The sequence below is a fragment of the Stenotrophomonas sp. AGC87 genome (assembly GCF_057333975.1).
This window is the reverse complement of sequence record NZ_JBHFHW010000038.1, coordinates 68,926-93,976: the sequence shown is the minus strand read 5'-3', so window position 1 is coordinate 93,976 and position 25,051 is coordinate 68,926. Positions and strand designations below refer to the sequence as shown.

The window sequence follows — 25,051 nt, the reverse complement described above, 5'->3', positions numbered from 1 at the left end:
GATTCGCCCCCTAACAACGTTAGGCCAGAGCACAGTGCGCCAACCGATCGCGCGGGAAAACATCGTCGAAGCGGCCTTCCGGATCCTCGACGAGGCTGGCCTGGAGGGTATTACCCTGCGCAAGGTGGCCTGCTCGCTGGGCATCCGGGCGCCGTCGTTGTACTGGCACTTCAAGAGCAAACAGGCGCTGATCGACGCCATGGCCGACGCCATGATCAGCGACGTCGCCCGTGCGATCCCCGCCGGGCAGCCATGGCGGCAGACCCTGCTGCAGATCGGGCGCGAGTTCCGCCTGGCCTTCAAGGCCCGCCGCGATGGTGCACGGGTGTATGCCGGCACCTTCCTGGCGACCGAGAACGTGCTGCGGGTGGGTGAGGCCAGCATCGCCGCGCTGATGGGCGCCGGCGCGCCGGCACGCTTTGCCGCGACCACCTCGATGGACCTGGTGTACTACACGATGGGCTTCGTCATCGAGGAACAGTCCTGGCCCGGCGACGGCAGCATGGAGGCGCTGGGTGAGGCGTTCATGGCGCTGGCCGAGGCCCGCTTTCCCCATTGCTGGCAGGCCCGTGACGTGTGGAGCGAGGTCGATTTCGACGCCCGCTTCGAGCAGGGGCTGGGCCTGATGCTGGATGGCATCGGACTGCACCTGTCCCGCGACGCCTGATTTCCCGATTCCTTTCTTTTCCTGCTGTTCCGACCCGGAAAGCCTCTCGATGCGTGCACCCTACCTCCGCAGTTTTTCCCTGATCCTGGCTGTCGCGCTGCTGTCCGCGTGTGGCGGCAAGGACGACAAGGCCTCGGCCGACGCCACCGCCGCCAGCTCGGCGCTGCCGGTCTCGCTGGCGCCCGCGCAGCAGCAGACCATGGCCCGCACGGTGCTGGTCTCCGGGCCGGTGACCGCCTATGAAGAAATGCAGCTCGGCGTGGAGATCAGTGGCCAGCGCGTGACCGCGTTGCTGGTGGATGTGGGGCAATGGGTCAAGCAGGGCCAGGTGCTGCTGCAGGTGGACCATCGCACGTTGGACAGCGAGCTGGCGCAGGCCGATGCCTCGTTGCGACAGGCGCAGGCCTCGCAGGAGCTGGCCCGCATGAACTACGAGCGTAGCGCCAAGCTGGCCGCCCAGCAGCTGATCAGCGAAAGCAGCCTGGATGAGCTGCGCGCCTCGCGCATCAACGCCGAAGCGCAGACCGCCACTGCACGTGCCGCGCGTGACGCGGCCAAGCTGCGCCGCGACTTCGCCGACCTGCGCGCACCAGCCGACGGCCTGATTTCCAAGCGCCTGGTGCAGCCGGGCCAGGTGGTCTCCGCCGGTACCGAGCTGCTGCGCCTGATCCGCGATGGCCGCCTGGAGTGGCGCGCGGAGCTGCCGGAGAACCAGCTGGCTGATGTCGCCGTCGGCAACACTGTGGAGCTGCCGTACGCCGGCCAGGTGGTCAGCGGCCGCATCCGCGCGGTTACCCCGGGTGTCGATGGGCAGACCCGCACCGGCACGATCTATGCCGACCTGCCAACCCCCGGCCCGCTCAAGCAGGGTATCTACGTAGATGGCCGCATCGTCACCGGCGACGGCCCGGTGCTGACCATCCCGACCGCGGCGATCGTGCAGCGCGATGGCCACAACTACGTGTTCACCGTGAACGACAAGCAGCAGGCTACCCGCCACCGCGTCAGCACCGGCCAGGCCGTCAAGGGCCGTACCGCGATCCTTGAAGGATTGAAGGCGGGCGATCAGGTGGTGGTGGATGGCGCCGGTTTCCTCGGCGAGGGCGACCGCGTGCGCGTGGTGGCCGATACCAAGGCCGCCGCCCGATGAACATCTCCGCCTGGGCGATCAACCGCCCCCTGCCCGCGCTGCTGATCTTCTTCGTGCTGTGCGTGGCCGGCCTGTGGGGTTTCCATCAGCTGCCGGTAGCGCGCTTCCCCGACATCGCTTTCCCGATGACCACCGTCACCGTCACCCAGCCGGGTGCCTCGCCCAGCCAGCTGGAGGCCGAGGTGACCCGCAAGGTCGAGGACTCGGTCGCGACGGTCAACAACGTCAAGCGCGTGATGTCCTCGGTCAGCGAAGGTGTCAGCACCACCACCATCGAATTCCAGCTCGAGGCCGATCTGGCCACCGCGCTGGATGACACCCGTGATGCGGTTACCCGCATCCGTACCGACCTGCCGCAGGACATCCAGGAACCGGTGATCTCCAAGGTCGATATCGGCGGCTCGCTGATGACCTACGCGCTGGTCGCCCCACACATGACCACCGATGAGGCCAGCTGGTTCGTCGACCGTGATATCTCGCGTGCAATGTACGGCGTGCCTGGTGTGGCGCGCGTCACCCGCGTGGGTGGCGTGCAGCGCCAGGTGCGGGTGGACCTGGATCCCAATGCGCTGATCGCGATGGGCATCACCGCCGGCGATGTCTCCCAGCAGCTGGCCCGCATCCAGGTGGAGCGTGCCGGCGGCAAGACCGAGGTCGAAGGCGCGCAGCAGACCATCCGCACGCTGGGCACCGTCGGTGACGCACAGGCACTGCGCGACTACTCCATCGCCCTGCCTGATGGCCGCGCGGTGCGGCTCTCCACGCTGGCCACGGTGACCGACGGCGCTGCCGATCCCACCGAGGCCGCCCTGCTGGACGGCAAGGGCGTGGTGGCCTTCTCGATGTCGCGCACCCGCGGCTCCAGCGAGGTCAAGGTGGAGGCCGGCGTGCATGACGCGCTGGACAAGATCAAGGCCGAGCATCCGGGCATCGACTTCCGCCTGGTCACCACGGCGATCGATGAGACCCACCGCTCCTACGATTCCTCGATGACCATGCTCTGGGAAGGCGCACTGCTCGCGCTGCTGGTGGTGTGGCTGTTCCTGCGCGACTGGCGCGCGACCTGGGTGTCCGCGTTGGCGCTGCCGCTGTCGATCATCCCGACGTTCGCGGTGATGTACTTCTTCGGGTTCACCCTCAACATCATCACGCTGCTGGCGCTCTCCGTGGTGGTCGGCATCCTGGTGGACGATGCGATCGTGGAGATCGAGAACATCGTGCGCCACCTGCGCATGGGCAAGCCACCGCTGGAAGCCGCGCGCGAGGCCGCCGGCGAGATCGGCAACGCGGTAATCGCCACCTCGCTGACCCTGGCCGCCGTGTTCGTGCCGGTCGCCTTCATGCCGGGCATCGCCGGCAAGTTCTTCCGCGAATTCGGCTGGACCGCCGCCACTGCCGTGCTGTTCTCTTTGCTGGTGGCCCGCCTGCTCACCCCGATGATGGCCGCCTACCTGCTCAAGCCACATGGCGAGGAGAAGCCGGAATCCAAGCTGATGACGTGGTACTTGGGCTGGGTGGACGCCGCGCTGCGCCATCGTGGCCGCACCCTGTGGATCGCCACCGGCCTGTTCGTGGCCTCGCTGGCGCTGGTGCCCTTCATCCCGGCCACCTTCATTCCACAGTCCGATCTGGGCCGCAGCAACCTCAATCTCGAGCTGCCGCCGGGCACCCGCCTGCAGGAAACTGTGGCCGTCGCCGAGCATGCGCGCGGCCTGCTCAAGGACATGCCCGAGCTCCAGCAGGTCTACACCGCCGTCGGCAGCGTGCTGGACCTGGGCGACCCCGGCGCGACCGGCATCGGCGAGCCGCGAAAGGCCACCCTGGTCCTTGACTGGGGCAGCGCCGACGGACGGGACCGCGACCAACGCGTGCTGGAGCGTGAGGCCCGCGAGCGCCTGGCCGACCTGCCCGGCGTGCGGGTCAGCTATGTCAGCTCCGAGCCCGGCAACCTGCTGCAGCTGGTGCTCTCCGGTGACGACCCGCAGCGCCTGCAGGATGCCGCCACTGCGCTGGAGCGCGACCTGCGCGGTATCCAGGGCCTGGGCAGCGTCACCTCCACGGCCTCGCTGCTGCGCCCGGAACTCCAGATCTTGCCGAACCCCGCCCGCGCTGCCGACCTGGGCGTGGCGACGGCCGATATCGCCGAGGCCGCCCGCATCGCCACGGCTGGCGATTACGAACAGCGCCTGGCCAAGCTCAACCTGCCCGACCGGCAGGTGCCGATCCGGGTCGGCTTCGCCGAAGCCCCGCTCGCCAACCCGGGCCTGATCAGCCAGCTGCGCGTGCCCGGCCGCAATGGCCCGGTACCGCTGGCGGCCGTGGCTGACATCCAGCAAGGCAGTGGCCCTTCGCAGATCTCACGCTACCAGCGCCAGCGCAACGTGACCCTCACCGCCGAACTCAACGGTCGCCCACTGGGCGATGTGATGACCGAAGTGCAGGCCCTGCCGGGCGTCAAGCAGTTGCCGCCGGGCGTCACCTTCCTCAACACCGGCGATGCGGAAGTGTTCGTCGAGCTGTTCATCGGTTTCATGCTGGCCATGGCAGCCGGGTTGATCTGCATCTACATGGTGCTGTTGCTGCTGTTCAACCACGCCCTGATGCCGATCACCATCCTCGCCGCGGTGCCGCTGTGTGCCGGTGGCGCGTTCGGCGCGCTGCTGATCACCCAGAACATGCTCTCGCTGCCGGCGCTGATCGGGCTGCTGATGCTGATCGGCATCGCCACCAAGAACTCCATCCTGCTGGTGGATTACGCGGTGATGGCCGAAGACGAACACGGCATGAGCCAGCACGACGCGTTGATCGATGCCTGCCGCAAGCGTGCACAGCCGATCATCATGACCACGCTGGCGATGGGCGCAGGCATGATGCCGATCGCGCTGGGCTTTGCCGGCGATTCCAGCTTCCGTGCACCGATGGCGATCGCCGTGATCGGTGGCTTGATCACCTCCACGCTGCTGAGCCTGATCGTGATTCCGGCGGCCTTCACCGTGGTGGATGATGCGGGGGATTGGCTGTCGCGGAAGTTCCGGCGGCGGTCGTCGCATCCGGTGGGGAGTGGTGCGGAGTCGTAAGCCCCCCCGGTCAAGCAGACATGTCTAAAGTAGAGCTTCTGACGTGAGCGGCACAGTACTCGACGGGGCTCACGCCGCAATGGGAGTCACATGGACGGGTCTCGTTGTAATCGATCATCCACCAGTGCACTGCGTCGCGCACGTCCTCAGGCTCGCGAAGGGGCGTTGATCCAGCCCCTCATTTGCGAAGCACCCGTCATGCGGGATCCACAAGGACTCGTCTGTGCCTGCGTCAGACATCCGTTATAACAATACGTACGACGCGGAGAGCATCCTCGTCGAAAACGCATTGCTCCAACTCGAAACACTCCTCCTTGATCAAACGAACATCCATCGCGAACATCATTCGCCCACCCAAGACGAAATTCGCATTCTTACCATTCTCATAGCTAACTAGAAGGCGCCCCTGCGGGTGGGCACGCCTCAGCTCACGGAGAGATGAACCAACCCCCTCCCCCGCTGGATCACGCAGCCTTTTCGACTCACTCGAACACCTATACACAATATCGTCACTGAGGACGCATTCAATCGCGATGTCGCCCGGCGCACTCACGGTTACTACTTCATACGTCAGCCCCTCCTGCTGGTCTTCCCCCCACTTGATGGGAAGATCGAGCGAAATAATTCTCTCCTTGGACATCCCGACGTGAAGCGGTCCAAAAGATCCACTGACTGGATCCACCATCCAATCAGAAGGTTGCGTCGAGGACTCTTCTGTACGCGGCGCCCTGCTTCCCGCTGACTCTTGTGACCAGCTTGCGCCGCAACCTGAAAGAACGATAGCCAGCAAAACTAGAAAGTTATTTTTCACGCTGAGGCTTCCAGTTATTGAACCGCCCTTGATTACCGCCCGACTTTAGATCCACATGTACACCCCGGTTATCAGGATACTCGTTCACTCGATTGAAGTTCCCGGATGCATGCGCTGCGTCGGCAGTCTGCGTTTTTGTGTAACCCGATATTCTTATATCAGCCGCATTATTCTGCAGGTGCTGACTCTTCTGAGCTCCTCCAACGTCTGAGTTCTGCTGCACGGTTCTTTGACCGCTTGTCACTTCCACAGACTTACCTTCTGACTGACTGAAGTTCAGCAAGCTATCCAATACAGCCGTCCCGACACTGGCTGGCTCACCCTGCATTGAGCGTTGCGGCAGCAAAACTACTGTCCCTTGAGCCACTGTCGGCCCCATGTCCGACTGAGGCATACGTTCCACCTTGATGGCCCCCGCGGAGAGCTCCGATCTAACTTCGACCCGATCCATGAACGGAAGGATCGGCTTTCCAGAGCGCCCATCCGGATCCGTGAACTTATACGGGTTCCCGTTGGCATATCGATACCGATTGAACTGTCCTACAGGCTGCTCATACGCTGTTACCGGATCAACCGACAGGAACACGCCCAACTGCGGATCCATATACCGCTGCTGCATGTAGCTCAGCCCGGTAGCCGAGTCGGTCACATGCCCGGCGTATCCCGGCCCGTCCGTGACCTGACCACCGACAACGGCCCCGTAGGGTTCGTAGTCATAGCGCTTGATCACATTGCCATTGGCATCACTCTCGGCCACAACCGAGCCAAGGGCGTCGGTGTGAATGTACGTGACCGCCTGTGCGATTGCGGCTGGTGCCACGCCGAAGCCAATCAGCAGCACGCAGCATAGCCAGGCGCCTACGGCACCCAGCTTTCGAATTCGATCGTCCAATCCCCTGAAGCGGGTCGACACACCGCCTGCATTTCCCTTGAACCTGCACATCCTTCAAATCCCTGAAAGAGCCTTCCAGTAAGGCATCGAATTCATAGCACAGGATGGGCGAACGGGATATTGAATCGCGATACTCAGGCCTAAGACGCCATTTCACGTCGAGCTCTGCCCGAAACGTGAAGCGCCAGGTAAGCCGAAGGCGACGTACGAGTGAGAAGAGGGGTTCAACTGTTCTGGGCTGCCAGCCAGGGGCTGGCACTACCTGACGGGGTGTCGCGCTTTCTCACATCCATCGGCCGCCGCTACAGAAGTACAAACAAAAAGCCCCGACCAAGGCCGGGGCTTTTTGCTGTATCTGGTGCCGGAAATAGGAATCGAACCTACGACCTACGCATTACGAATGCGCCGCTCTACCAACTGAGCTATTCCGGCGAGGTCGTGAATTCTAGGGGGTGCAGGCCACTTTGGTCAATCAGGGAAGCGCGCGCGCCGCCGAACCGCCGCGCGCCAACGGGCTGGCCCGACGTGCTCCAGCAGCACCAAGCCTTGACGCACCAGCCTCTACAGTGGATTCCCCACCTCCGGAGGCATCCCATGCGCCCCTGTGCCCGCTTGGCCGGCCTGCTGCTGTCATCCCTGTTGTTCAGTGTCCCCGCGCTGGCACAAGGCACGGGGCCGATGCCGCCGACGCCGGACCAGCAGTGGCAGCCACTCTTCCAGCAGGTCCAGGGCGCACACCTGTTCAAGGATCAGAAGACCTTCGCGGATGCAGTGCCCCACCAGCCCAGCGCTGCCCTCCTCACCCAGTGGCAGCGCGCCAGGACTGAGCCCGTATTCGACCTGGCAGCCTTCGTAGCCGAGCACTTCGCAGTGCCTCGTGACACCCAGCCCTACGTGCCGCCAGCGGGCGAGACACTGCGCGCGCACATCGATGGGCTATGGCCGGTGCTGACCCGCACCACCGGCACCGTGGATCCGAACGGCTCGCTGCTGCCGCTGCCCAAGCCCTACGTCGTGCCCGGCGGGCGCTTCCGGGAGGTGTACTACTGGGACAGCTATTTCACCCTACTCGGGCTGGCCTCCAGTGGTCGCTGGCAGCAGGTGCGCAACATGGTGGACAACTTCGCGTTCCAGCTCGACAGCTACGGCCATATCCCCAACGGCAACCGCAGCTACTACCTCAGCCGCTCGCAGCCGCCGTTCTTCAGCCTGATGGTGGGTTTACTCGCCACCCACGAAGGCGATGATGCCTACCGCCGTTACCTGCCGCAGCTGCGCATCGAGCATGCGTTCTGGATGCGCGGCGCGGAAACGCTGGCAGCGGGCGAGGCGCGCGAACGCGTCGTGCGGCTGGCGGACGGGCAACTGCTCAACCGCTATTGGGATGGCCGCGCGGTGCCGCGAACCGAGTCGTGGAGGGACGATCTGGCCACCGCCGCCCTGGCGCCGCAGCGCGCGCCTTCGCAGGTGTATCGCGACCTGCGCGCCGGTGCGGAATCGGGCTGGGATTTCAGCTCGCGCTGGCTCGCCGAGCCGTCTGCGTTGGCGAGCATCCATACCACGGCGATCGTGCCGGTCGATCTGAACAGCCTGCTGTTCCATCTGGAAACGACCCTGGCCCGCGCCAGCAAGGCAGCCGGTGATCGCAGCGCTGCACGCACCTTTGCCCAACTCGCGAAGACACGTCAGCACGCCATCAACCAGCTGCTCTGGGATGACGAGCAAGGCTGGTACGTGGATCGCGATCTGGAGCGCGGCCAGACCCGCCCTGCCCTGACCGCGGCGGCGTTGTTCCCCTTGTGGCTGGACGTCGCTGGTCGCACGCAGGCGCGACGTACCGCGGAGGCCGTCCAGGCTCAGTTGCTGCGCGATGGCGGGCTGCTGACCACCACCGTGACGACCGGCCAGCAATGGGATGCCCCGAATGGCTGGGCGCCGCTGCAGTGGGTTGCGGTGGACGGGCTGCAGCGCTATGGGCAGGACACCCTCGCCCGCCGGATCGGCACGCGCTTCCTGCGCACCGTGCAGACGGTGTATGACCGCGAGGGCAAGCTGGTGGAGAAGTACGTGGTGGACGGTTCGGCCACCGGCGGCGGCGGCGGCGAGTACCCGCTGCAGGATGGCTTTGGCTGGAGCAACGGGGTCACGTTGGCGCTGCTGGATCGGCTGTGTGCACCGAAGCGTGCGTGCCAGAGCGCCCAGGATGTGGACGCCGCGGACTGATCCACCACCCGCGCCGCGCGAACGTCATGCGCGCTATGGCACGCAACATGCCCCGTGGACAGTGTTGGCCAGCAGCCGTGCGCGTGCCCGCTGGTCTGCGCTCAATTCGGCATCCAGCGATTGCATGACCAGCGGAGAGACGTAGTGGGGATTCACCTGCTGCAAGGCCAGGTTGTAGGCATAGGCGGCCACCGGATCGCGCGGCACGATGCCGCCGTGTTCGTAATCCTGGGCCAGCTTGGCGACCGCATCGATGCTGCCGCTGCGGGCCAGTGTTTCCAGGTATTGCCCTGCGGTGTGCTTCCACGCCACGGCCCGCTCCGGGTCTTCCAGGATATCCGCGTAGGTGCCCAGCACATCCTCGGGCGAGCGTGCGTAGCCCAGTTGACCCTCAACAGAGCCCTGCAGCGCCGCCTGTTCCAGCCAGTTGCCGGGGTACAGATCGCGATCAAGCACCAGTGCGCCGCACTCGCGAAGCAGACGCTCGGAGCGCTCCAGGAATGCCTTCTCTGCACCCACCAGTGCCGCGGACTGCGCGAGTTGATCCACCCGGTCGGAGGTGAACGTGCGGCACTCAAGCACGGTCAGATAGATGTCGTAGCTGGCGGTACCGTCGCCAGCCTTCGAGCGCGGCAGCAACTGCTGGACATAGGCCAGCGCATCGCCCGGTGGACGGCTCGAGCCTTGGCGCGACAGCTCGTAGGCTTTGGGCCCCAACGAACGAAACGTGCCCGGTGCCGGCGGTAGCGAAGTGACCGAGGCAGGCACGCGCATCCCACTGAGGGCCACCGGAGAAGCAGCTTCACTGGTAGTGCTCCGCACGTGTTGGCCAGCCGGAACGCTGTCCTGACTGCGCAGTGCCAGCGCTCCTACGGAGATACCGCCCGCAGCGATGAGTACCACTGCCAGTAGTGCCTTCCCGTGTTTTCCAAGCATGAGCGTCCGTGCCACCATCGCATCCAGTCCAACGTGTTTGATAACGCATCCACCATGAATCGTCGCCGCCTCGGGCGAGGACACGGCATCACCGCGCCTTCCACAACTCCGCCAACCGATCCGGCTTGCCCGCGATCCGCTCCAGCGACGGATACTTCAGCCCATCGTGGTAATCCAGCGTCACCGTATCGATGCGATCGAAGCTCTTCACCAGCAGCGTCAGCGGCGCTTTGTCGGTCTTGGCCGCGGTGATCGCCTCCTTCAACTGCTCGGCCTTGAACACGCGGCCATTGAGCGCGACCACGCTCATGCCGGGAATCAGGCCGGCATTGAAGGCCGGGCTGTCCCACAGCACGTCGCCGATGTAGCCGGACTCGCTGACGGACAGGCCGATGGAGTACAGCAGGTTGCTGTTCTTGCCGCGCGTCTCCTGCGCCTTGAATGCTTCGTTCGGCGTATCGGTGTAGACCAGTTTCCAGCCGGCCGCTTCCAGACCGCCGGTCAGCGGCCCGTGCCCGTCCAGGCGCTCGCGCAGGAAGCTGGCCCAGTCGAACGGCGCCACGCCATTGAGCGTGCTCACCACCTCGTCGAAGGTGTACGGATGGACGTTCCAGTCGCCGTCGTTCATGCCGAAGAACGCCTTGGCGAAATCATCCAGGCCGCGCTTGTTGCCGGTCAGCGCGCGCAGCTTGCCCTCCACCTCCAGCCACACCATCTGGCCGCCGGAGTAGTAGTCCTCGCTCATCTGATAGTTGCGGAACGCCAGCGCGCGGCGCTGGGCGATGGTCGGGTCGTTGGTGGTGTCCTGCAGGTTGCGCCAGGCCAGGCCGGGGCGACCGCGATCGTAAGTGCCCGCCACATTGGCCAGCACGTCGCGGGTCTGCTGCGGGCTCCACAGCCCGGAGCGCGCGGCCAGCACCTGGCCCCAGAACTGGGTCTGGCCTTCGTACAGCCACAGCAGGCTGTCGCCCATCGGCACGTTGAAGTTGGCCGTGGTCAGATCGGCGCCACGACGGTACTTGCCGTTCCAGGAGTGGTTGAACTCATGCGGCAGCAGATCACGGCCCAGCCAGGTCTTGTCCCACTCGGTGAAGTAGCCGGTGTCGCCGCTGTTCTCGCTGGAGCGCTGGTGCTCCAGGCCGATGCCGCCGAGCTTGTCGGTCAACGCCAGCAGGAACTCGTAGCGGTCGAAGTGGCGTGCGCCGTAGAGCTTGTACATCTGCTGCACCAGCGCGCGGTGCGCTTGGATCTGCTCTGGCTTGGCGGCCAGCGATTTGGCCTCATCGGCGAAGACATTCAGGTGCACCGGCACCTTCGCACCGGGGTCCAGATCGAAGCGCTGGAAGTGGCGGCCGGCGAACAGCGGCGAGTCGACCAGGTGGTCGTAGCTGATCGGCTTGAACACCACCGTGTCACCCTCGCGGCGCTCGGTATCCAGCGCGGTGGCATACGACCAGCCCGGCGGCAGCGTGACGGTGGCCTGCGCCTGGATGTTGCGGGTGATCACCCCGGCCGGGTACAGCGAATTGGCATTCCACTGCAGGTTGAGCATGTCCGGGGTCATCACCACGCGACCCTGGGCGCCCTGCGAAGAGAGGAACTTGAACTCGGCCACCACTTCGTTGGCGCCCTGCGGCACCTGCACGGTGAAGGCATAGACGTCGTACGGATCGCGCGTCCACTGCAGCGGCGTGCCGTTGGCGGTGACGACCAGACCAGCGAGCTTGTCGATCGGGCCGCTCGGTGAATGCGCCCCGGGCAGCCACTGCGGGTACAGCAGGGTAAGCGGCCCGGGCTTGGCGGGTACCGTGGCCTTGACCTTGAAGATGCGTCGCCCGATGTCGCGCGCGTCCACGTCGATGCGCAGCAGGCCCGGGAAGGCCACGTCCTGCGGCGGCGGTGTCTGCGCCTGTACGCCGGTGGCGGACACGGCCAGCAACATGGACAGGGCAATGGCACGCATCTTCATCAGGCAGGCTCCAGCGGGGGAAGCTCTTGATCCTAGCCCTCCGCCTGCGCCCTGCCCTATGGCCAAAGGTCATGCGTCGCGTTGTGGCCATGATTGGCACAGCGGCGCGCAGTGACGTTCTGTCTGCCGGTCGGGATCAGGGCCAACCGGGGTGCGCTGCCGGCCAGCGGCCGGCACTACCGGGGCAGCGCCATGGCATGCGTGGCGGAATGCTGCGCGGTCAGTCGACCAACCGCAGGCGCAGTTCCTTCGGCAACGCGAACACCATCGATTCCGGCTCGCCCTCCAGTTCGCCGACGCCGGTGGCACCGAGTTCCTTCAGGCGGGCGATCACACCATCCACCAGCACCTGCGGTGCCGAGGCGCCCGCGGTCAGGCCGATGTGCTTCTTGCCGGCCACCCACGCCGGATCGATCTCGTCGGCACCGTCGATCAGGTAGGACTCCACGCCATCACGGCGCGCCAGTTCACTCAGGCGGTTGGAGTTGGAGCTGTTCGGCGAACCGACCACCAGCACCAGATCACAACGCTTGGCCAGGTCACGCACGGCGTCCTGGCGGTTCTGCGTGGCGTAGCAGATGTCGTCGTTCTTCGGGCCCTGCATCGCCGGGAAGCGGGTGCGCAGGGCGTCGATGATGCTGCGGGTGTCATCCACCGAGAGCGTGGTCTGGGTGGTGTAGGCGAAGTTCTCCGGCTGGTCGATGACCAGCGTGGCGACGTCGTCCACATCCTCCACCAGGTAGATCTGGCCGGTGCCGCGCTCGCGGCTCCACTGGCCCATCGTGCCTTCCACTTCCGGGTGCCCGGCGTGGCCGATCAGCACCACGTCGCGGCCGGCGCGGCAGTGGCGGGCCACTTCCAGGTGCACCTTGGTGACCAGCGGGCAGGTCGCGTCGAACACCTTCAGGCCACGGCGGTCGGCTTCCTGGCGCACGGCCTGGGACACGCCGTGGGCGCTGAAAATCACCGTGTTGTCGTCCGGCACTTCGTCGAGTTCTTCGACGAAGATCGCGCCGCGGGCCTTGAGGTCATCCACCACGAACCGGTTGTGCACGACCTCGTGGCGCACGTAAATCGGCGCACCCAGGGTCTCGATCGCGCGCTTGACGATCTCGATCGCACGATCGACACCGGCACAGAAACCACGCGGATTGGCGAGCAACACATCCATCGGTCAGATACTCCGGCCGGCGTGAGCCGGGTTGTTACGGATACAGGAGGGAATTATCCCGCTTTTTTGGCCGCCTTGCCGTCGAACAGGCCGAACAGGGCGATACCCACCGCGCCCAGCACGATCGCCGAGTCGGCGATGTTGAACGAGGGCCAGTAATGGTCCCCGATATGCCACTGGATGAAGTCGACCACGTGACCGTGCATGAGGCGGTCGATCACGTTGCCGATCGCCCCGCCGATCACCAGCGCGTAAGGCACGGCGCTGCGCCAGGCACCGCGCGCGGTGCCCCACATCCAGTAGGCCATCAGGCCGCTGATGCCCACCGCCAGCGCGGTGAAGAACCACAGCTGCCAGCCACCGGCATCGCTCAGGAAGCTGAATGCCGCACCGGTGTTGTAGGTGCGGTACCAGTTCCAGAAGCCCTCGATGACCACCACCGGCTCGTACTCGGGCAGGCTGGACAGCACCCAGGCCTTGCTCCACTGGTCGGCGATGATGATCGCTGCCGACAGCAGCAGCCAGATCAGCGCGTTCGGACGCGGACGGGCGGCGGCCATCAGAACCACCGCCGGTCTTCGCCGGCACCGTCGATGTTGGTCACGCAGCGGCCACACAGTTCCGGGTGCGCCGCCACCGAGCCGACATCGGCGCGGTAATGCCAGCAGCGCACGCACTTCTGCTTGCCGGTCGGCTGGGCGCTGACGAACACCTCGTCGGTGGTCGCCGGGCGCACCTGCACGTCACCGCTGATCAGCAGGAAGCGCAGCTCCTCGGCCAGCGGCTGCCAGCGCGCGGCGGTCTCGGCATCGGCGGCGACGGTGATCTCCGCTTCCAGCGCCGCACCGATCGCACCGTTGGCGCGCATCGGCTCGAGCACCTTGGCGACCTGCTCGCGCAGGGCCAGCAGCTGATCGAAGTCGGCCGCGTTGAGCGGTGCATCGGCCGGCAACGGAGTCAGACCGTCGTACCACGTGGCGAACAGCACGTTCTCCTTGCGCTCGCCCGGCAGGTACCCCCACAGCTCATCGGCGGTGAAGCTCAGGATCGGCGCGATCCAGCGCGTGAACGCTTCGGCGATGTGGTACATCGCGGTCTGCGCCGAGCGGCGGCCGCGCGAGTCCACCGGCATGGTGTACAGGCGGTCCTTGGTGACATCCAGATACACCGAGCCCAGATCCACGCTGCAGAAGTTCAGCAGCAGCTGCACGATCTCGGCCATGTTGTAGCCGGTGTATGCGGCCTTGATCTTCTCCTGCACCTCGAAGGCGCGATGCACGATCCAGCGGTCCAGCGCGACCATGTCGGCCGGGGCCACCAGATGCTGGGCCGGGTCGAAGCCGTCCAGGTTGCCGAGCAGGAAGCGCGCGGTGTTGCGCAGGCGCCGGTAGGCATCCGCGTTGCGCTTGAGGATCTCCTGCGACAGCGACATTTCATTGCTGTAGTCGGCCGAGGCGATCCACAGGCGCAGGATGTCCGCGCCCAGGGTCTTCATGATGTCCTGCGGCTCGATGCCGTTGCCCAGCGACTTGGACATCTTGCGGCCCTTCTCATCCACGGTGAAGCCGTGGGTGAGGCACTGCTTGTACGGGGCCTGCTTGTCGATGGCCACGCCGGTCAGCAGCGAGGACTGGAACCAGCCGCGGTGCTGGTCCGAGCCTTCCAGGTACAGATCGGCCGGCTTGCCGAAGCCACGCGCCAGCAGCACGCCTTCATGGGTCACGCCCGAGTCGAACCAGACATCGAGGATGTCGGTGACCTTCTCGTACTGCGGCGCTTCCTCGCCCAGCAGCTCGGCGCTGTCCAGCGAGTACCACACGTCGATGCCTTCGGCCTGCACGCGGTCGGCGACCTGCTGCATCAATTCGACGGTGCGCGGGTGCGGCTCACCGGTTTCGCGGTGGGTGAACAGCGCGATCGGCACGCCCCAGGTGCGCTGGCGGCTGATGCACCAGTCCGGGCGGCCATCGACCATCGAGCCGATGCGCGCCTTGCCCCAGCTCGGGAACCAGCCAACGTTGTCGATCGCGGCCATCGCGTCGCGGCGCAGGTTGGCCTTGTCCATCGAGATGAACCACTGCGGGGTGGCGCGGAACACGACCGGGGTCTTGTGGCGCCAGCAATGCGGGTAGCTGTGCACGATCTCGACGAAGGCCAGCAGCGCACCGGAGGCGCGCAGCACATCGACGATCAGCGGCTGCGCCTTCCACAGGTGCACGCCGGCCAGCTCGACATCGCCGGCCGGCGGGGTCGAGGACAGGTACACGCCACGGCCGTCGACCGGGTTGATCTGGCCGGCGTTGTACTTGTCCATCAGCCCGTACTGCTGGCTGACCACGAAGTCTTCCTGGCCATGGCCGGGGGCGGTATGCACCGCACCGGTGCCGTCTTCATCGGAGACGTGGGCGCCGTTGAGCAGCGGGATGTCGCGCTGCGGGTAGAACGGATGGGCCAGCAGCAGGTTTTCCAGCGCGGCGCCGGTGGCATGACCGTGCACGACCAGGCCGTCCACGCCGTAGCGCTGCAGCGAACGCTCGGCCAGCGCGGCGGCCAGCACCAGCCAACGGCGCTTGCCGTTGTGGGCCGGGCCTTCGGCCAGCACGTACTCGATCTCCGCACCGAGCGACACCGCCAGCGAGGCCGGCAGCGTCCACGGGGTGGTGGTCCAGATCGGCACCGCCACCTCGACATCGGCCGGCAGCGTCACGCCGAAGCGCTCGGCCAGCTGCTGCGAATCACGCGACACGTAGGCCACGTCGATCGCCGGGGAGGTCTTGTCCTGGTATTCGATCTCGGCCTCGGCCAGCGCCGAGCCACAGTCGAAGCACCAGTGCACCGGCTTGGCGCCGCGCACGATGTGACCGTTGGCGAACACCTTGGAAAGCGCACGGATCTCGTTGGCTTCGAAATCGAAGCTCAGCGTCTTGTACGGGTTGTCCCAATCGCCGATCACACCCAGGCGCTTGAAGTCGCGGCGCTGCAGTTCGATCTGCTCTTCGGCGAACTCGCGGCACTTCTGGCGGAACGCGACCGCATCGAGCTTGACGCCGACCTTGCCCCACTTCTTCTCGACCGCGATCTCGATCGGCAGGCCGTGGCAATCCCAGCCCGGCACGTAGGGCGCATCGAAGCCGGCCAGGTAGCGCGACTTGACGATGATGTCCTTGAGGATCTTGTTGACCGCGTGGCCCAGGTGGATCTGGCCATTGGCGTAGGGCGGGCCGTCGTGCAGCACGAACAGCGGGCGGCCCTGCGCGTTGTCGCGCAGGCGGGCGTAAAGGCCCTCGTCCTCCCAGCGCGACAGAATGCCCGGCTCGCGCTTGGGCAGGTCGCCGCGCATCGGGAATTCGGTTGCCGGCAGATGAAGGGTGGCTTTGTAGTCCTGGCTCACGCAGTGGCTCGCAATCTGTGTTCGGAAAGGATGTGACGGGCCTGTTCGGCGTCACGGTGCATCTGGTCGGTCAACGCAGCCAGATCGTGGAACTTTTCTTCGTCGCGCAGCTTGGCGACGAACTCGACATCGATGTGGCGGCCGTACAGGTCGCCCTGGAAATCAAACAGGTGCGCTTCCAGCAGCGGCTCCACGCCATCCACGGTGGGACGCGTACCGAAGCTGGAGACCGACGGCCACGGCTGATCGAACACACCGTGGACCCAGGTCGCGTAGATCCCCGACAGCGCCGGCGTCTTCGGGAAGCGCAGGTTGGCGGTCGGGAAGCCCAGCGTACGGCCCAACTGACGGCCGCGCACTACCCTGCCCCCAATCGTATACGGCCTGCCCAGCAGATCGCCGGCATGACGGAAATCGCCGACGCGCAGCAGCTGGCGGATGCGGGTGCTGGAGATGCGCTCGCCATGCAGGTCGACCGGCTCGATCTCACCGGCACTGAAGCCACGCTCGCGGCCCATCGCCTGCAGCAGGGCCAGATCGCCCTTGCGGCGGTTGCCGAAGCAGAACTCCGGTCCGATCCACACTTCACGCGCGCTCAGGCGGTGTACCAGCAACTGCTCGACGAACGCCTCGGCCTGCATCGCGGCCATGCGCGCATCGAAGCGCAGCAGGCCGACCGCATCCACGCCGAGCTCGCGCAGCATGGCGACCTTGTCACGGGCCAGGGTCAACCGCGGCGGCGGCTCGCCCTGGGCGAAGTACTCGCGCGGCAGCGGCTCGAAGGCCACCGCCACGGCGGCCACGCCCAGCGCGCGCGCGCGCGAAACGGCGTGGCGCACCAACGCACGATGACCCAGGTGCAGGCCGTCGAATGCGCCGATGCAGACCACGCTTCCGTGCGGGAACAACTGCCCGCCTTCGACGTTTCTAAACAGCCTGCTCATCTACGTGGAATGCGGCCCACCAGGGCCGATGCTTTGCAAGAGATAGCCATGAAGTATAGCCGGGCTGCCCCCGGATCAATGCTCCCGCAGGTGGCGCGGGCGGAAGCCCAGGGCAACCAGGGCCACCAGATAGGTCAGGCCACCGCCGCCGACCAGCAGCGCGAGGTTGCCGATCCGGTGCCATTTGTCCATGCCGGTGAAGTCCGCCATCCCGTAGCGCAGGGCCAGCAGCACCACCACCATGGCCAGGCAGGCCAGCCCCAGCTTGGTCGCATAGCCGCCCCAGCCCGCCTTGGGCTGGTACACATCGGTCTTGCCCAGCCAATACCAGAGCAGGCCAAGGTTCAGATAACTGGACAGCGCACTGGCGATACCCAGCGCGAGATGCAGGCCCGGCTGCTTGCCCAACGCAACCCAGACGCCCTGCGCTTTCAGCGCCTCCGGCACCATCACGTGGTACAGCACGGCCAGCAGGATGAAGTTGAACACCATGTTGGCCACCAGCGCGGCCACACCGGCGCGGACCGGGGTGCGGGTGTCCTGGCGGGCATAGAAGGCCGGCAGCACCACCTTGAGCAGCGCGAAGGCCGGCAGAGCGAAGCTCAGGCCGTACACCGACAGCGCGGTCATGCGGGTATCGAACGCGGTGAAGCGGCCGTACTGGAACACGGTGGCGATCAGCGGCTCGGCCAGCAGCAGCAGGCCCAGCATGGCGGGGATGGCGATCAACAGCGTCGTGCGCAGGCCCCAGTCCAGCGCACTGGAGAAACCGGCCTTGTCGGTACTGACATGGTGGCGGGCCAGCGCCGGCAGGATTACCGTGCCCAGCGCCACCCCGAACACGCCCAGCGGCAGTTCCAGGAAGCGGTCGGCCAGCGACAGCCAGGACTGCGACCCGTCGGTCAGCTTGGCCGCGATCACCGTATCCAGCAGCAGGTTGATCTGCGCGATCGAGGAACCGAACAGGGTCGGCACCATCAGGGTCAGCACCTTGCGCACCCCCGGATGCTGCCAGCCCCAGCGCGGCAGGGTCAGCAGGTTGATGCCCTTCAGCGAAGGCAGCTGGAACAGCAGCTGCAGCAGGCCGGCGGCCAGCACCGCCCAGCCCAGGGCCAGGATCTGCTTCTCCGGGGTGCCGCCCAGCCGCGGGGCCAGCCACAGCGCGCCGGCGATCATGCACAGGTTGAGGATCACCGGGGTCAGCGCCGGCATCGCGAACTTCTGGAAACTGTTGAGCGCCCCGCCCGCCAAGGCGGTCAGGGAGACGAACAGCAGGAACGGGAAGGTCAACCGGAACAGGTCCACCAGCAGGCCATGCTTGGCCGGGTCGGTATCGACCCCGCTGGAGAACAGGGTCGCCAGCTGCGGCGCGAAGATCAGCGCCAGCGCCGTGACGAGCAGCAGCACCCCGCCCAGCGTGCCGGCCACCCGCGACATCAGCTCGCGCAGTTCGGCATGCGAGCGGGTTTCCTTCACCTCCGTGAACACCGGGACGAACGCGGTGGCGAACGAGCCCTCGGCGAACAGCCGGCGCAGGAAATTGGGCACCCGGAAGGCGACCCAGAAGGCGTCGGTCACCGCATTGGTGCCGAACGTGGTGGTGATGACCAGGTCGCGAACCAGCCCCAACACCCGCGAAATCATGGTCATGCTGCTGAAAGACAGCAGGCCCCGCAACATCCTTGGTGAACTCACCCGTGTTCCCTCTTGACAATTGACTTGACGTACATTTTTCGAGCCATCATACTTTCCAGCTTGCTGTTCCCATTACACCGATTTTTCAGGAAACCACCACTGTGGCCAATATCAAGTCCGCCAAGAAGCGCGCCAAGCAGACCGTCGTGCGCAACGCGCGCAATACGGCTCAGCGTTCGATGCTGCGCACCGCTGTCAAGAAGGTGATCAAGGCTCTGGATGCCAACGACGCCGCCGGCGCCGAGGCAGCCTTTGCTGTTGCCCAGCCGATCCTCGACCGTTTCAGCTCGCGTGGTCTGATCCACAAGAACAAGGCTGCTCGCCATAAGAGCCGCCTGACCGCGCGCATCAAGGCCATCAAGGCCGCCTGATACGGCGCTGCGGGTGTCGTAGAGCCACGCGCTGCGTGGCTTCGACCCAGCCGCAGAAAAAAGCCCGGCCCCGGCCGGGGTTTTTGTTGCCTGCGATCTCGAGCGCCCATCCTGATCGACGGCAGCGCCACGCCATGCGTGGCTGGCACCACAGAAAACCCCGGCCGGAGCCGGGTTTCTCAGGGGCGCGCGGGTGCGCTCAGTACGCATCGCGCGCTTGCGCCTCGTCTTCCTTCTGGCGATCGAAGAACGCCATCACGTTGTTCATGATCGGCCAGGTGCCTTCGCGGCCCAGCGCCGAGACCAGGTACCACGGCTGGGTCCAGCCCAGCTCGGCTACGATCTTCTCGGCGGCGGCCTTGGCCTCGTCCTCGAACATCAGGTCAGCCTTGTTCAGCACCAGCCAGCGCGGCTTGTCCAGCAGCTCCGGGTCGTGCTTTTCCAGCTCGCGCTCGATCGCACGGACCTGCTCGATCGGCGAGACACCCTCCACGCCGCCCTCCATCGGGGAGATATCCACGAGGTGCAGCAGCAGGCGGGTGCGCTGCAGGTGGCGCAGGAACTGCGCGCCCAGGCCAGCACCATCGGCCGCACCTTCGATCAGGCCGGGAATGTCGGCGATCACGAAGCTGCGGTAGTTCTCCACGCGCACAACGCCCAGATTGGGGTACAGCGTGGTGAACGGGTAATCGGCGACCTTCGGGGTCGCAGCCGACACGGCGCGGATCAGGGTGCTCTTGCCGGCATTCGGGAAGCCCAGCAGGCCCACGTCGGCCAACAGCTTCAGCTCCAGCTTGATCAGGCGCTCTTCACCCTCTTCGCCCGGCAGCGCCTGGCGCGGCGAGCGGTTGGTGGAGCTCTTGAAATGCATGTTGCCCAGGCCGCCGCGGCCGCCCTTGGCCCCCAACAGGCGATCACCATGAGCGGTCAGATCGCCGATCACTTCATCGGTGCTGACGTTCATGATCACGGTGCCGATCGGCACGGTGATGACCAGGTCTTCGCCGCCCTTGCCATAGGCCTGGCGGCCCATGCCGTTCTCGCCACGCTGCGCCTTGAAGATGCGGTCATGGCGGAAATCGACCAGGGTGTTGAGGTTCTCGTCGGCGCGGATCCACACGCTGCCGCCATTACCGCCGTCGCCACCGTCCGGCCCGCCCAGCGGAATGAACTTCTCGCGACGGAAACCGATGCAGCCGTTGCCGCCATTGCCGGCGATCACCTGGATTTCTGCTTCGTCTACAAGTTTCATGATTCTGGATGCCAATCTGGAGGCGGCGGGCGCGAGGTGCACCCCACCGCAGAGTCTAACGGCCCCGGTACGATCCAGGGCCGGCGGCGGGAAATGTCCCGCCCGATAGTTGATACCAACGAAAAACCCCGCCGAAGCGGGGCTTTCGTCAGCGACCCCACGCCGTGGCGTGGGCGCCTGCGTACCGCTGAAGATCAGGCTTCGGCGACGACGCTGACGGTACGACGCTTCTTCGGGCCCTTGACCGAGAACTCCACCTTGCCGTCGACGAGCGCGAACAGGGTGTGGTCACGGCCGAGGCCAACGCCGGTACCCGGATGGAACTGGGTGCCGCGCTGACGCACGATGATGTTGCCGGCATCGATGGCCTGGCCACCGAAGATCTTGACGCCGAGGTACTTCGGGTTGGAGTCGCGACCGTTGCGCGATGAGCCTACGCCCTTCTTATGTGCCATGACTGCTTCTCCTTATTACTTGCTGCCACCGGCAATGCCGGTGATCTCGATTTCGGTGTAGTACTGACGGTGACCCTGGCGCTTCATGTGGTGCTTACGGCGACGGAACTTGATGATCCGGACCTTGTCGGCACGACCCTGGGACACGACCTTGGCAGTGACCGAAGCGCCGCTCAGCGCGTCGCCCAGCTTGATGCCATCGCTGTCGCCCAGCATCAGGATGTTGTCGAACTTGATCTCGTTGCCGACTTCGACTTCGAGCTTTTCAACGCGGAGCGTTTCGCCCTGCGCCACGCGGTATTGCTTACCGCCGGTTACCAGTACTGCGTACATGACCAGACTTCCTCTGTAGTTATTGTGGTCTATGGACTGCCGCCATCGAGGGCGGACAGAAGCGGAATTTTAATGACTTCAACCACTTCGGGTCAACCCACCCCCTGCTCTGACCCGGATTTGGCTGAATACGGTTCAGGAAACCGGCTGGCGGGGTCTCAGGGAATGAGACATGGGGGTGGCAAAGTCCGCGATTGCCCCCAAATCCCAAGCTCGGTAGGCTGACCGATTGCCGTTTCCGATTGCCCCACCCGCTTGCCGGCTCCCTGAGCCGAAGCCCCACAACGGATCCCCCATGGCGATGGATTTCATCCGCATCCGCGGCGCGCGGACGCACAATCTCAAGAACATCGATCTCGACCTGCCCCGCGACAAGCTGATTGTCATCACCGGCCTGTCCGGCTCGGGCAAGTCCTCGTTGGCGTTCGACACCATTTACGCCGAAGGCCAGCGCCGTTACGTGGAGTCGCTGTCGGCCTATGCCCGCCAGTTCCTCAGCGTGATGGAAAAGCCGGACCTGGACCACATCGAGGGCCTGTCCCCGGCGATCTCGATCGAGCAGAAATCGACCTCGCACAACCCGCGCTCGACCGTCGGCACGATCACCGAGATCTACGACTACCTGCGCCTGCTGTACGCCCGCGTCGGCAGCCCGCGCTGCCCGGACCACGGCTACCCACTGGAAGCGCAGACGGTCAGCCAGATGGTCGACCACGTGCTGACCCTGGATGCCGAACAGCGCTACATGCTGCTGGCCCCGGTGATCCGCGAGCGCAAGGGCGAGCACGCCCAGGTGTTCGACCAGCTGCGCGCGCAGGGCTATGTGCGCGTGCGCGTGGACGGCCAGCTGCATGAAATCGATGCGGTGCCGCCGCTGGCGCTGCGCCAGAAGCACACCATCGAAGCGGTGATCGACCGCTTCCGCCCGCGTGAAGACATCAAGCAGCGCCTGGCCGAGAGCTTTGAAACCGCGCTGAAGCTGGGCGACGGCATGGTCTCGGTGCAGTCGCTGGATGTGGAGGATGCGCCTGCGCACCTGTTCTCGTCCAAGTACAGCTGCCCGGTCTGCGATTACTCGCTGCCGGAGCTGGAACCGCGCCTGTTCTCGTTCAACTCGCCGGTCGGCGCCTGCCCGGGCTGCGATGGCCTGGGCATGGCCGAGTTCTTCGATCCCTCGCGCGTGGTGGTGCACCCGGAGCTGTCGCTCTCGGCCGGCGCCGTGCGCGGCTGGGACCGTCGCAATGCGTACTATTTCCAGCTGATCGCCTCGCTGGCCAAGCACTACAAGTTCGACACCGACGCCCCTTGGCAGAGTCTGCCCGAAGACGTGCGCCAGGCCGTGCTGTACGGCAGCGGCGAAGAGACGATCACCTTCACCTACTTCACCGAAGCCGGCGGCCGCACCCAGCGCAAGCATCGCTTCGAGGGCATCATTCCCAACCTCGAACGCCGCTACAAAGAGACCGAATCCTCGGCCGTCCGCGAAGAGCTGGCCAAGTACATCAGCGAGCGCAACTGCCCCGAGTGCCAGGGCCAGCGCCTGAACAAGGCCGCGCGCAACGTGTTCGTGGCCGACCGTGCGCTGCCGGAACTGGTGGTGATGCCGATCGACGATGCGCTGAAGTTCTTCAGCAGCATGACCCTGCCCGGCTGGCGCGGCGAGATCGCCGGCAAGATCGTCAAGGAGATCGGCGAACGGCTCGGCTTCCTGGTCGACGTTGGCCTGGATTACCTGACCCTGGAGCGCAAGGCCGACACCCTGTCCGGTGGCGAAGCCCAGCGCATCCGGCTGGCCTCGCAGATCGGTGCCGGCCTGGTCGGCGTGATGTACGTGCTGGATGAGCCCTCGATCGGCCTGCACCAGCGCGACAACGAGCGCCTGCTCGGCACCCTGACCCGCCTGCGCGACCTCGGCAACACGGTGATCGTGGTCGAGCATGACGAAGACGCGATCCGCCTGGCCGACTACGTGCTGGACATCGGTCCGGGCGCGGGCGTGCACGGCGGCGAGATCGTCGGCCAGGGCACGCTGCAGGACATCCTGGATGCCCCGCGTTCGCTGACCGGCCAGTACCTGTCGGGCAAGCGCGCCATCGAGATTCCGGCGCGCCGGCACAAGCCCAACCCGAAGATGACCCTGCACCTGCGCGGTGCCAGCGGCAACAACCTCAAGGGCGTGGACCTGGACATTCCGTCAGGCCTGCTGACCTGCATCACCGGCGTGTCCGGCTCGGGCAAGTCGACCCTGATCAACGACACCCTGTTCTCGCTGGCCGCCAACGAGATCAACGGCTCCTCGCACCCGATCGCCCCCTACAAGGAAGTGGACGGGCTGGATCTGTTCGACAAGGTGGTGGACATCGACCAGTCGCCGATCGGCCGCACCCCGCGCTCGAACCCGGCCACCTACACCGGTCTGTTCACGCCGCTGCGCGAGCTGTATGCGCAGGTGCCCGAAGCGCGTGCGCGCGGTTATTCGCCGGGGCGTTTCAGCTTCAACGTGCGCGGCGGCCGCTGCGAAGCGTGCCAGGGCGATGGCCTGATCAAGGTGGAGATGCACTTCCTGCCGGACGTGTACGTGCCCTGCGATGTCTGCCACGGCAAGCGCTACAACCGCGAAACGCTGGAGATCCTCTACAAGGGTTACAACATCAACGACGTGCTGCAGATGACCGTCGAAGATGCCCTGAAGCTGTTCGAGCCGGTGCCGAGCATCGCGCGCAAGCTGGAAACCCTGGTCGATGTGGGCCTGAGCTACATCAAGCTGGGCCAGAGCGCGACCACGCTGTCCGGTGGTGAAGCGCAGCGTGTGAAGCTGTCCAAGGAACTGTCGCGCCGCGATACCGGGCGCACGCTGTACATCCTGGATGAGCCGACCACCGGCCTGCATTTCCACGACATCGAGGCGCTGCTCGGCGTGCTGCACAAGCTGCGCGACGAAGGCAACACGGTGGTGGTGATCGAGCACAACCTGGACGTGATCAAGACCGCCGACTGGATCGTCGATCTCGGTCCGGAAGGCGGCCATCGCGGTGGCACCATCCTGGTCACGGGCACGCCGGAGGACGTGGCGGCCTGCCCGACCTCGTACACCGGCCAGTTCCTGGCCAAGATGTTGCCCTCCACCAGCGCGCGCCCGGAACAGCCGGCGGCCGTGGCCAACAAGCCTGACGCCCGCCCGCCACGCAAGGCCAAGCCGGAACCGAAGAAGGCCGTGCGCAAGACCGCCGCGACCAAAGCCCCCAGCAAGACCAAGAAGAAGACCGCATGAGCAAGGAGCACAAGATCCTCGCCCGCGTGCCGATCAGCGTCCGCTGGCGCGACATGGACAGCATGGGCCACGTGAACAACGCCAAGTACATTTCCTATCTGGAAGAAGCGCGCGTGCGCTGGATGCTGGGCGTGGAGGGCGTTTCGATGACCGACCGGATCGCACCGGTAGTGGCGGCGACCAACGTCAACTATCGCCTGCCCATCGTGTGGCCCAACGACATCGTGGTGGAGCTGTTCGTCGAGCGACTCGGCAACAGCAGCGTGACCATCGGCCACCGCATCGTGGACGAGAAGAACGACAGCACGCTGTATTCGGATGGCAACGTGGTGGTGGTCTGGATGGACACGCAGACCGGCAAGAGCGCGCCGTTGCCCGAGGCGATCCGCACCGCGTCGAGCTGAGCGGGTTCTGCCGCGTCAAGCTGAAGGGTAGTGGCGGGC

Annotated in this window: 19 protein-coding genes and 1 tRNA gene; 7 read left to right on the top strand and 13 right to left on the bottom strand. The window is 65.7% G+C overall.

What is annotated here, in order from left to right; genetic code table 11:
* The first annotated feature begins 34 nt into the window (after nt 1-34).
* From ACE026_RS15425 to ACE026_RS15415, 3 genes are read left to right on the top strand one after another with little or no spacing between them, the layout of a single operon-like run.
* Entirely contained in the window at nt 35-667 is a 633-nt protein-coding gene (locus ACE026_RS15425; RefSeq protein WP_486039713.1) for a TetR/AcrR family transcriptional regulator C-terminal domain-containing protein, read from the top strand.
* 49 nt (nt 668-716) lie between these two features.
* Complete coding sequence (locus tag ACE026_RS15420) at nt 717-1,817, top strand: efflux RND transporter periplasmic adaptor subunit (protein WP_486039712.1); 1,101 nt, start codon at nt 717-719, stop codon at nt 1,815-1,817.
* The gene (locus tag ACE026_RS15415) at nt 1,814-4,894 is read left to right on the top strand and encodes an efflux RND transporter permease subunit (protein WP_486039711.1); all 3,081 of its coding nucleotides are present in this window, start codon (nt 1,814-1,816) and stop codon (nt 4,892-4,894) included. Before ACE026_RS15420 ends, ACE026_RS15415 begins: the two co-directional genes overlap by 4 nt.
* 232 nt (nt 4,895-5,126) lie before the next feature.
* On the opposite strand, the gene ACE026_RS15410 is transcribed toward ACE026_RS15415, so the two are convergent.
* From ACE026_RS15410 to ACE026_RS15400, 3 genes are all read right to left on the bottom strand, one after another.
* Nucleotides 5,127-5,705: a hypothetical protein gene (locus tag ACE026_RS15410; protein WP_486039709.1), complete on the bottom strand. Its 579-nt coding sequence runs from the start codon at nt 5,703-5,705 to the stop codon at nt 5,127-5,129.
* Entirely contained in the window at nt 5,695-6,546 is an 852-nt protein-coding gene (locus ACE026_RS15405; protein WP_486039708.1) for an RHS repeat-associated core domain-containing protein, read from the bottom strand. Before ACE026_RS15405 ends, ACE026_RS15410 begins: the two co-directional genes overlap by 11 nt.
* A gap of 407 nt (nt 6,547-6,953) precedes the next feature.
* Nucleotides 6,954-7,029, bottom strand: a tRNA-Thr gene (locus ACE026_RS15400).
* A 162-nt stretch (nt 7,030-7,191) separates the two neighbouring features.
* On the opposite strand from ACE026_RS15400, the gene treA reads away from it, so the two are divergent.
* Nucleotides 7,192-8,820, top strand: a complete 1,629-nt coding sequence (gene treA, locus ACE026_RS15395) for an alpha,alpha-trehalase TreA (protein WP_486039707.1) — start codon at nt 7,192-7,194, stop codon at nt 8,818-8,820.
* 33 nt (nt 8,821-8,853) lie between these two features.
* Here treA and ACE026_RS15390 read toward each other — a convergent pair whose 3' ends face one another.
* The 7 genes from ACE026_RS15390 to murJ form a co-directional block, all read right to left on the bottom strand.
* Complete coding sequence (locus ACE026_RS15390; protein ID WP_486039706.1) at nt 8,854-9,594, bottom strand: hypothetical protein; 741 nt, start codon at nt 9,592-9,594, stop codon at nt 8,854-8,856.
* A gap of 250 nt (nt 9,595-9,844) precedes the next feature.
* Nucleotides 9,845-11,725 (bottom strand): M61 family metallopeptidase, encoded by a 1,881-nt coding sequence (locus tag ACE026_RS15385; protein WP_486039705.1) that lies wholly within the window; start codon nt 11,723-11,725, stop codon nt 9,845-9,847.
* Between the two features lie 220 nt (nt 11,726-11,945).
* Nucleotides 11,946-12,896, bottom strand: a complete 951-nt coding sequence (gene ispH, locus ACE026_RS15380; RefSeq protein WP_455948230.1) for a 4-hydroxy-3-methylbut-2-enyl diphosphate reductase — start codon at nt 12,894-12,896, stop codon at nt 11,946-11,948.
* A gap of 53 nt (nt 12,897-12,949) precedes the next feature.
* Nucleotides 12,950-13,456 carry a signal peptidase II gene (lspA, locus tag ACE026_RS15375; RefSeq protein WP_088432140.1) on the bottom strand — a complete coding sequence of 169 codons (507 nt, stop codon included), beginning with the start codon at nt 13,454-13,456 and terminating at the stop codon, nt 12,950-12,952.
* The gene (gene ileS / locus ACE026_RS15370; protein WP_486039704.1) at nt 13,456-16,287 is read right to left on the bottom strand and encodes an isoleucine--tRNA ligase; all 2,832 of its coding nucleotides are present in this window, start codon (nt 16,285-16,287) and stop codon (nt 13,456-13,458) included. The genes lspA and ileS overlap by 1 nt, the downstream gene beginning before the upstream one ends.
* Nucleotides 16,284-17,231, bottom strand: coding sequence for a bifunctional riboflavin kinase/FAD synthetase (locus ACE026_RS15365; protein WP_486039703.1), 948 nt, complete (start codon nt 17,229-17,231; stop codon nt 16,284-16,286). The genes ileS and ACE026_RS15365 overlap by 4 nt, the downstream gene beginning before the upstream one ends.
* Before the next feature lie 75 nt (nt 17,232-17,306).
* Nucleotides 17,307-18,911, bottom strand: coding sequence for a murein biosynthesis integral membrane protein MurJ (gene murJ, locus ACE026_RS15360; protein ID WP_486039794.1), 1,605 nt, complete (start codon nt 18,909-18,911; stop codon nt 17,307-17,309).
* 116 nt (nt 18,912-19,027) lie between these two features.
* On the opposite strand from murJ, the gene rpsT reads away from it, so the two are divergent.
* Entirely contained in the window at nt 19,028-19,297 is a 270-nt protein-coding gene (rpsT, locus tag ACE026_RS15355; protein WP_019184515.1) for a 30S ribosomal protein S20, read from the top strand.
* A gap of 199 nt (nt 19,298-19,496) precedes the next feature.
* On the opposite strand, the gene obgE is transcribed toward rpsT, so the two are convergent.
* The 3 genes from obgE to rplU form a co-directional block, all read right to left on the bottom strand.
* Nucleotides 19,497-20,549, bottom strand: a complete 1,053-nt coding sequence (gene obgE, locus ACE026_RS15350) for a GTPase ObgE (RefSeq protein ID WP_486039702.1) — start codon at nt 20,547-20,549, stop codon at nt 19,497-19,499.
* Between the two features lie 194 nt (nt 20,550-20,743).
* Nucleotides 20,744-21,004: a 50S ribosomal protein L27 gene (rpmA, locus tag ACE026_RS15345; protein WP_019184517.1), complete on the bottom strand. Its 261-nt coding sequence runs from the start codon at nt 21,002-21,004 to the stop codon at nt 20,744-20,746.
* A gap of 15 nt (nt 21,005-21,019) precedes the next feature.
* The gene (gene rplU, locus ACE026_RS15340; RefSeq protein ID WP_019184518.1) at nt 21,020-21,337 is read right to left on the bottom strand and encodes a 50S ribosomal protein L21; all 318 of its coding nucleotides are present in this window, start codon (nt 21,335-21,337) and stop codon (nt 21,020-21,022) included.
* 295 nt (nt 21,338-21,632) lie between these two features.
* Between rplU and uvrA the strand changes: the two genes are divergently transcribed.
* Both uvrA and ACE026_RS15330 read left to right on the top strand, forming a co-directional pair.
* Nucleotides 21,633-24,608, top strand: coding sequence for an excinuclease ABC subunit UvrA (uvrA, locus tag ACE026_RS15335; RefSeq protein ID WP_121043407.1), 2,976 nt, complete (start codon nt 21,633-21,635; stop codon nt 24,606-24,608).
* Entirely contained in the window at nt 24,605-25,012 is a 408-nt protein-coding gene (locus ACE026_RS15330) for an acyl-CoA thioesterase (RefSeq protein WP_486039701.1), read from the top strand. The genes uvrA and ACE026_RS15330 overlap by 4 nt, the downstream gene beginning before the upstream one ends.
* Nucleotides 25,013-25,051 lie beyond the last annotated feature (39 nt).

Coding starts and splice junctions, on each gene's coding strand:
- treA (WP_486039707.1), top strand. CDS start 7,192: ATGCGCCCCTGTGCCCGCTTGGCCGGCCTGCTGCTGTCATCCCTGTTG.
- ACE026_RS15390 (WP_486039706.1), bottom strand. CDS start 9,594: ATGCGCGTGCCTGCCTCGGTCACTTCGCTACCGCCGGCACCGGGCACG.
- rplU (WP_019184518.1), bottom strand. CDS start 21,337: ATGTACGCAGTACTGGTAACCGGCGGTAAGCAATACCGCGTGGCGCAG.
- rpmA (WP_019184517.1), bottom strand. CDS start 21,004: ATGGCACATAAGAAGGGCGTAGGCTCATCGCGCAACGGTCGCGACTCC.
- ispH (WP_455948230.1), bottom strand. CDS start 12,896: ATGGATGTGTTGCTCGCCAATCCGCGTGGTTTCTGTGCCGGTGTCGAT.
- ACE026_RS15365 (WP_486039703.1), bottom strand. CDS start 17,231: ATGAGCAGGCTGTTTAGAAACGTCGAAGGCGGGCAGTTGTTCCCGCAC.
- lspA (WP_088432140.1), bottom strand. CDS start 13,456: ATGGCCGCCGCCCGTCCGCGTCCGAACGCGCTGATCTGGCTGCTGCTG.
- uvrA (WP_121043407.1), top strand. CDS start 21,633: ATGGCGATGGATTTCATCCGCATCCGCGGCGCGCGGACGCACAATCTC.
- ACE026_RS15415 (WP_486039711.1), top strand. CDS start 1,814: ATGAACATCTCCGCCTGGGCGATCAACCGCCCCCTGCCCGCGCTGCTG.
- ACE026_RS15385 (WP_486039705.1), bottom strand. CDS start 11,725: ATGAAGATGCGTGCCATTGCCCTGTCCATGTTGCTGGCCGTGTCCGCC.
- murJ (WP_486039794.1), bottom strand. CDS start 18,911: ATGTTGCGGGGCCTGCTGTCTTTCAGCAGCATGACCATGATTTCGCGG.
- ACE026_RS15330 (WP_486039701.1), top strand. CDS start 24,605: ATGAGCAAGGAGCACAAGATCCTCGCCCGCGTGCCGATCAGCGTCCGC.
- ACE026_RS15420 (WP_486039712.1), top strand. CDS start 717: ATGCGTGCACCCTACCTCCGCAGTTTTTCCCTGATCCTGGCTGTCGCG.
- obgE (WP_486039702.1), bottom strand. CDS start 20,549: ATGAAACTTGTAGACGAAGCAGAAATCCAGGTGATCGCCGGCAATGGC.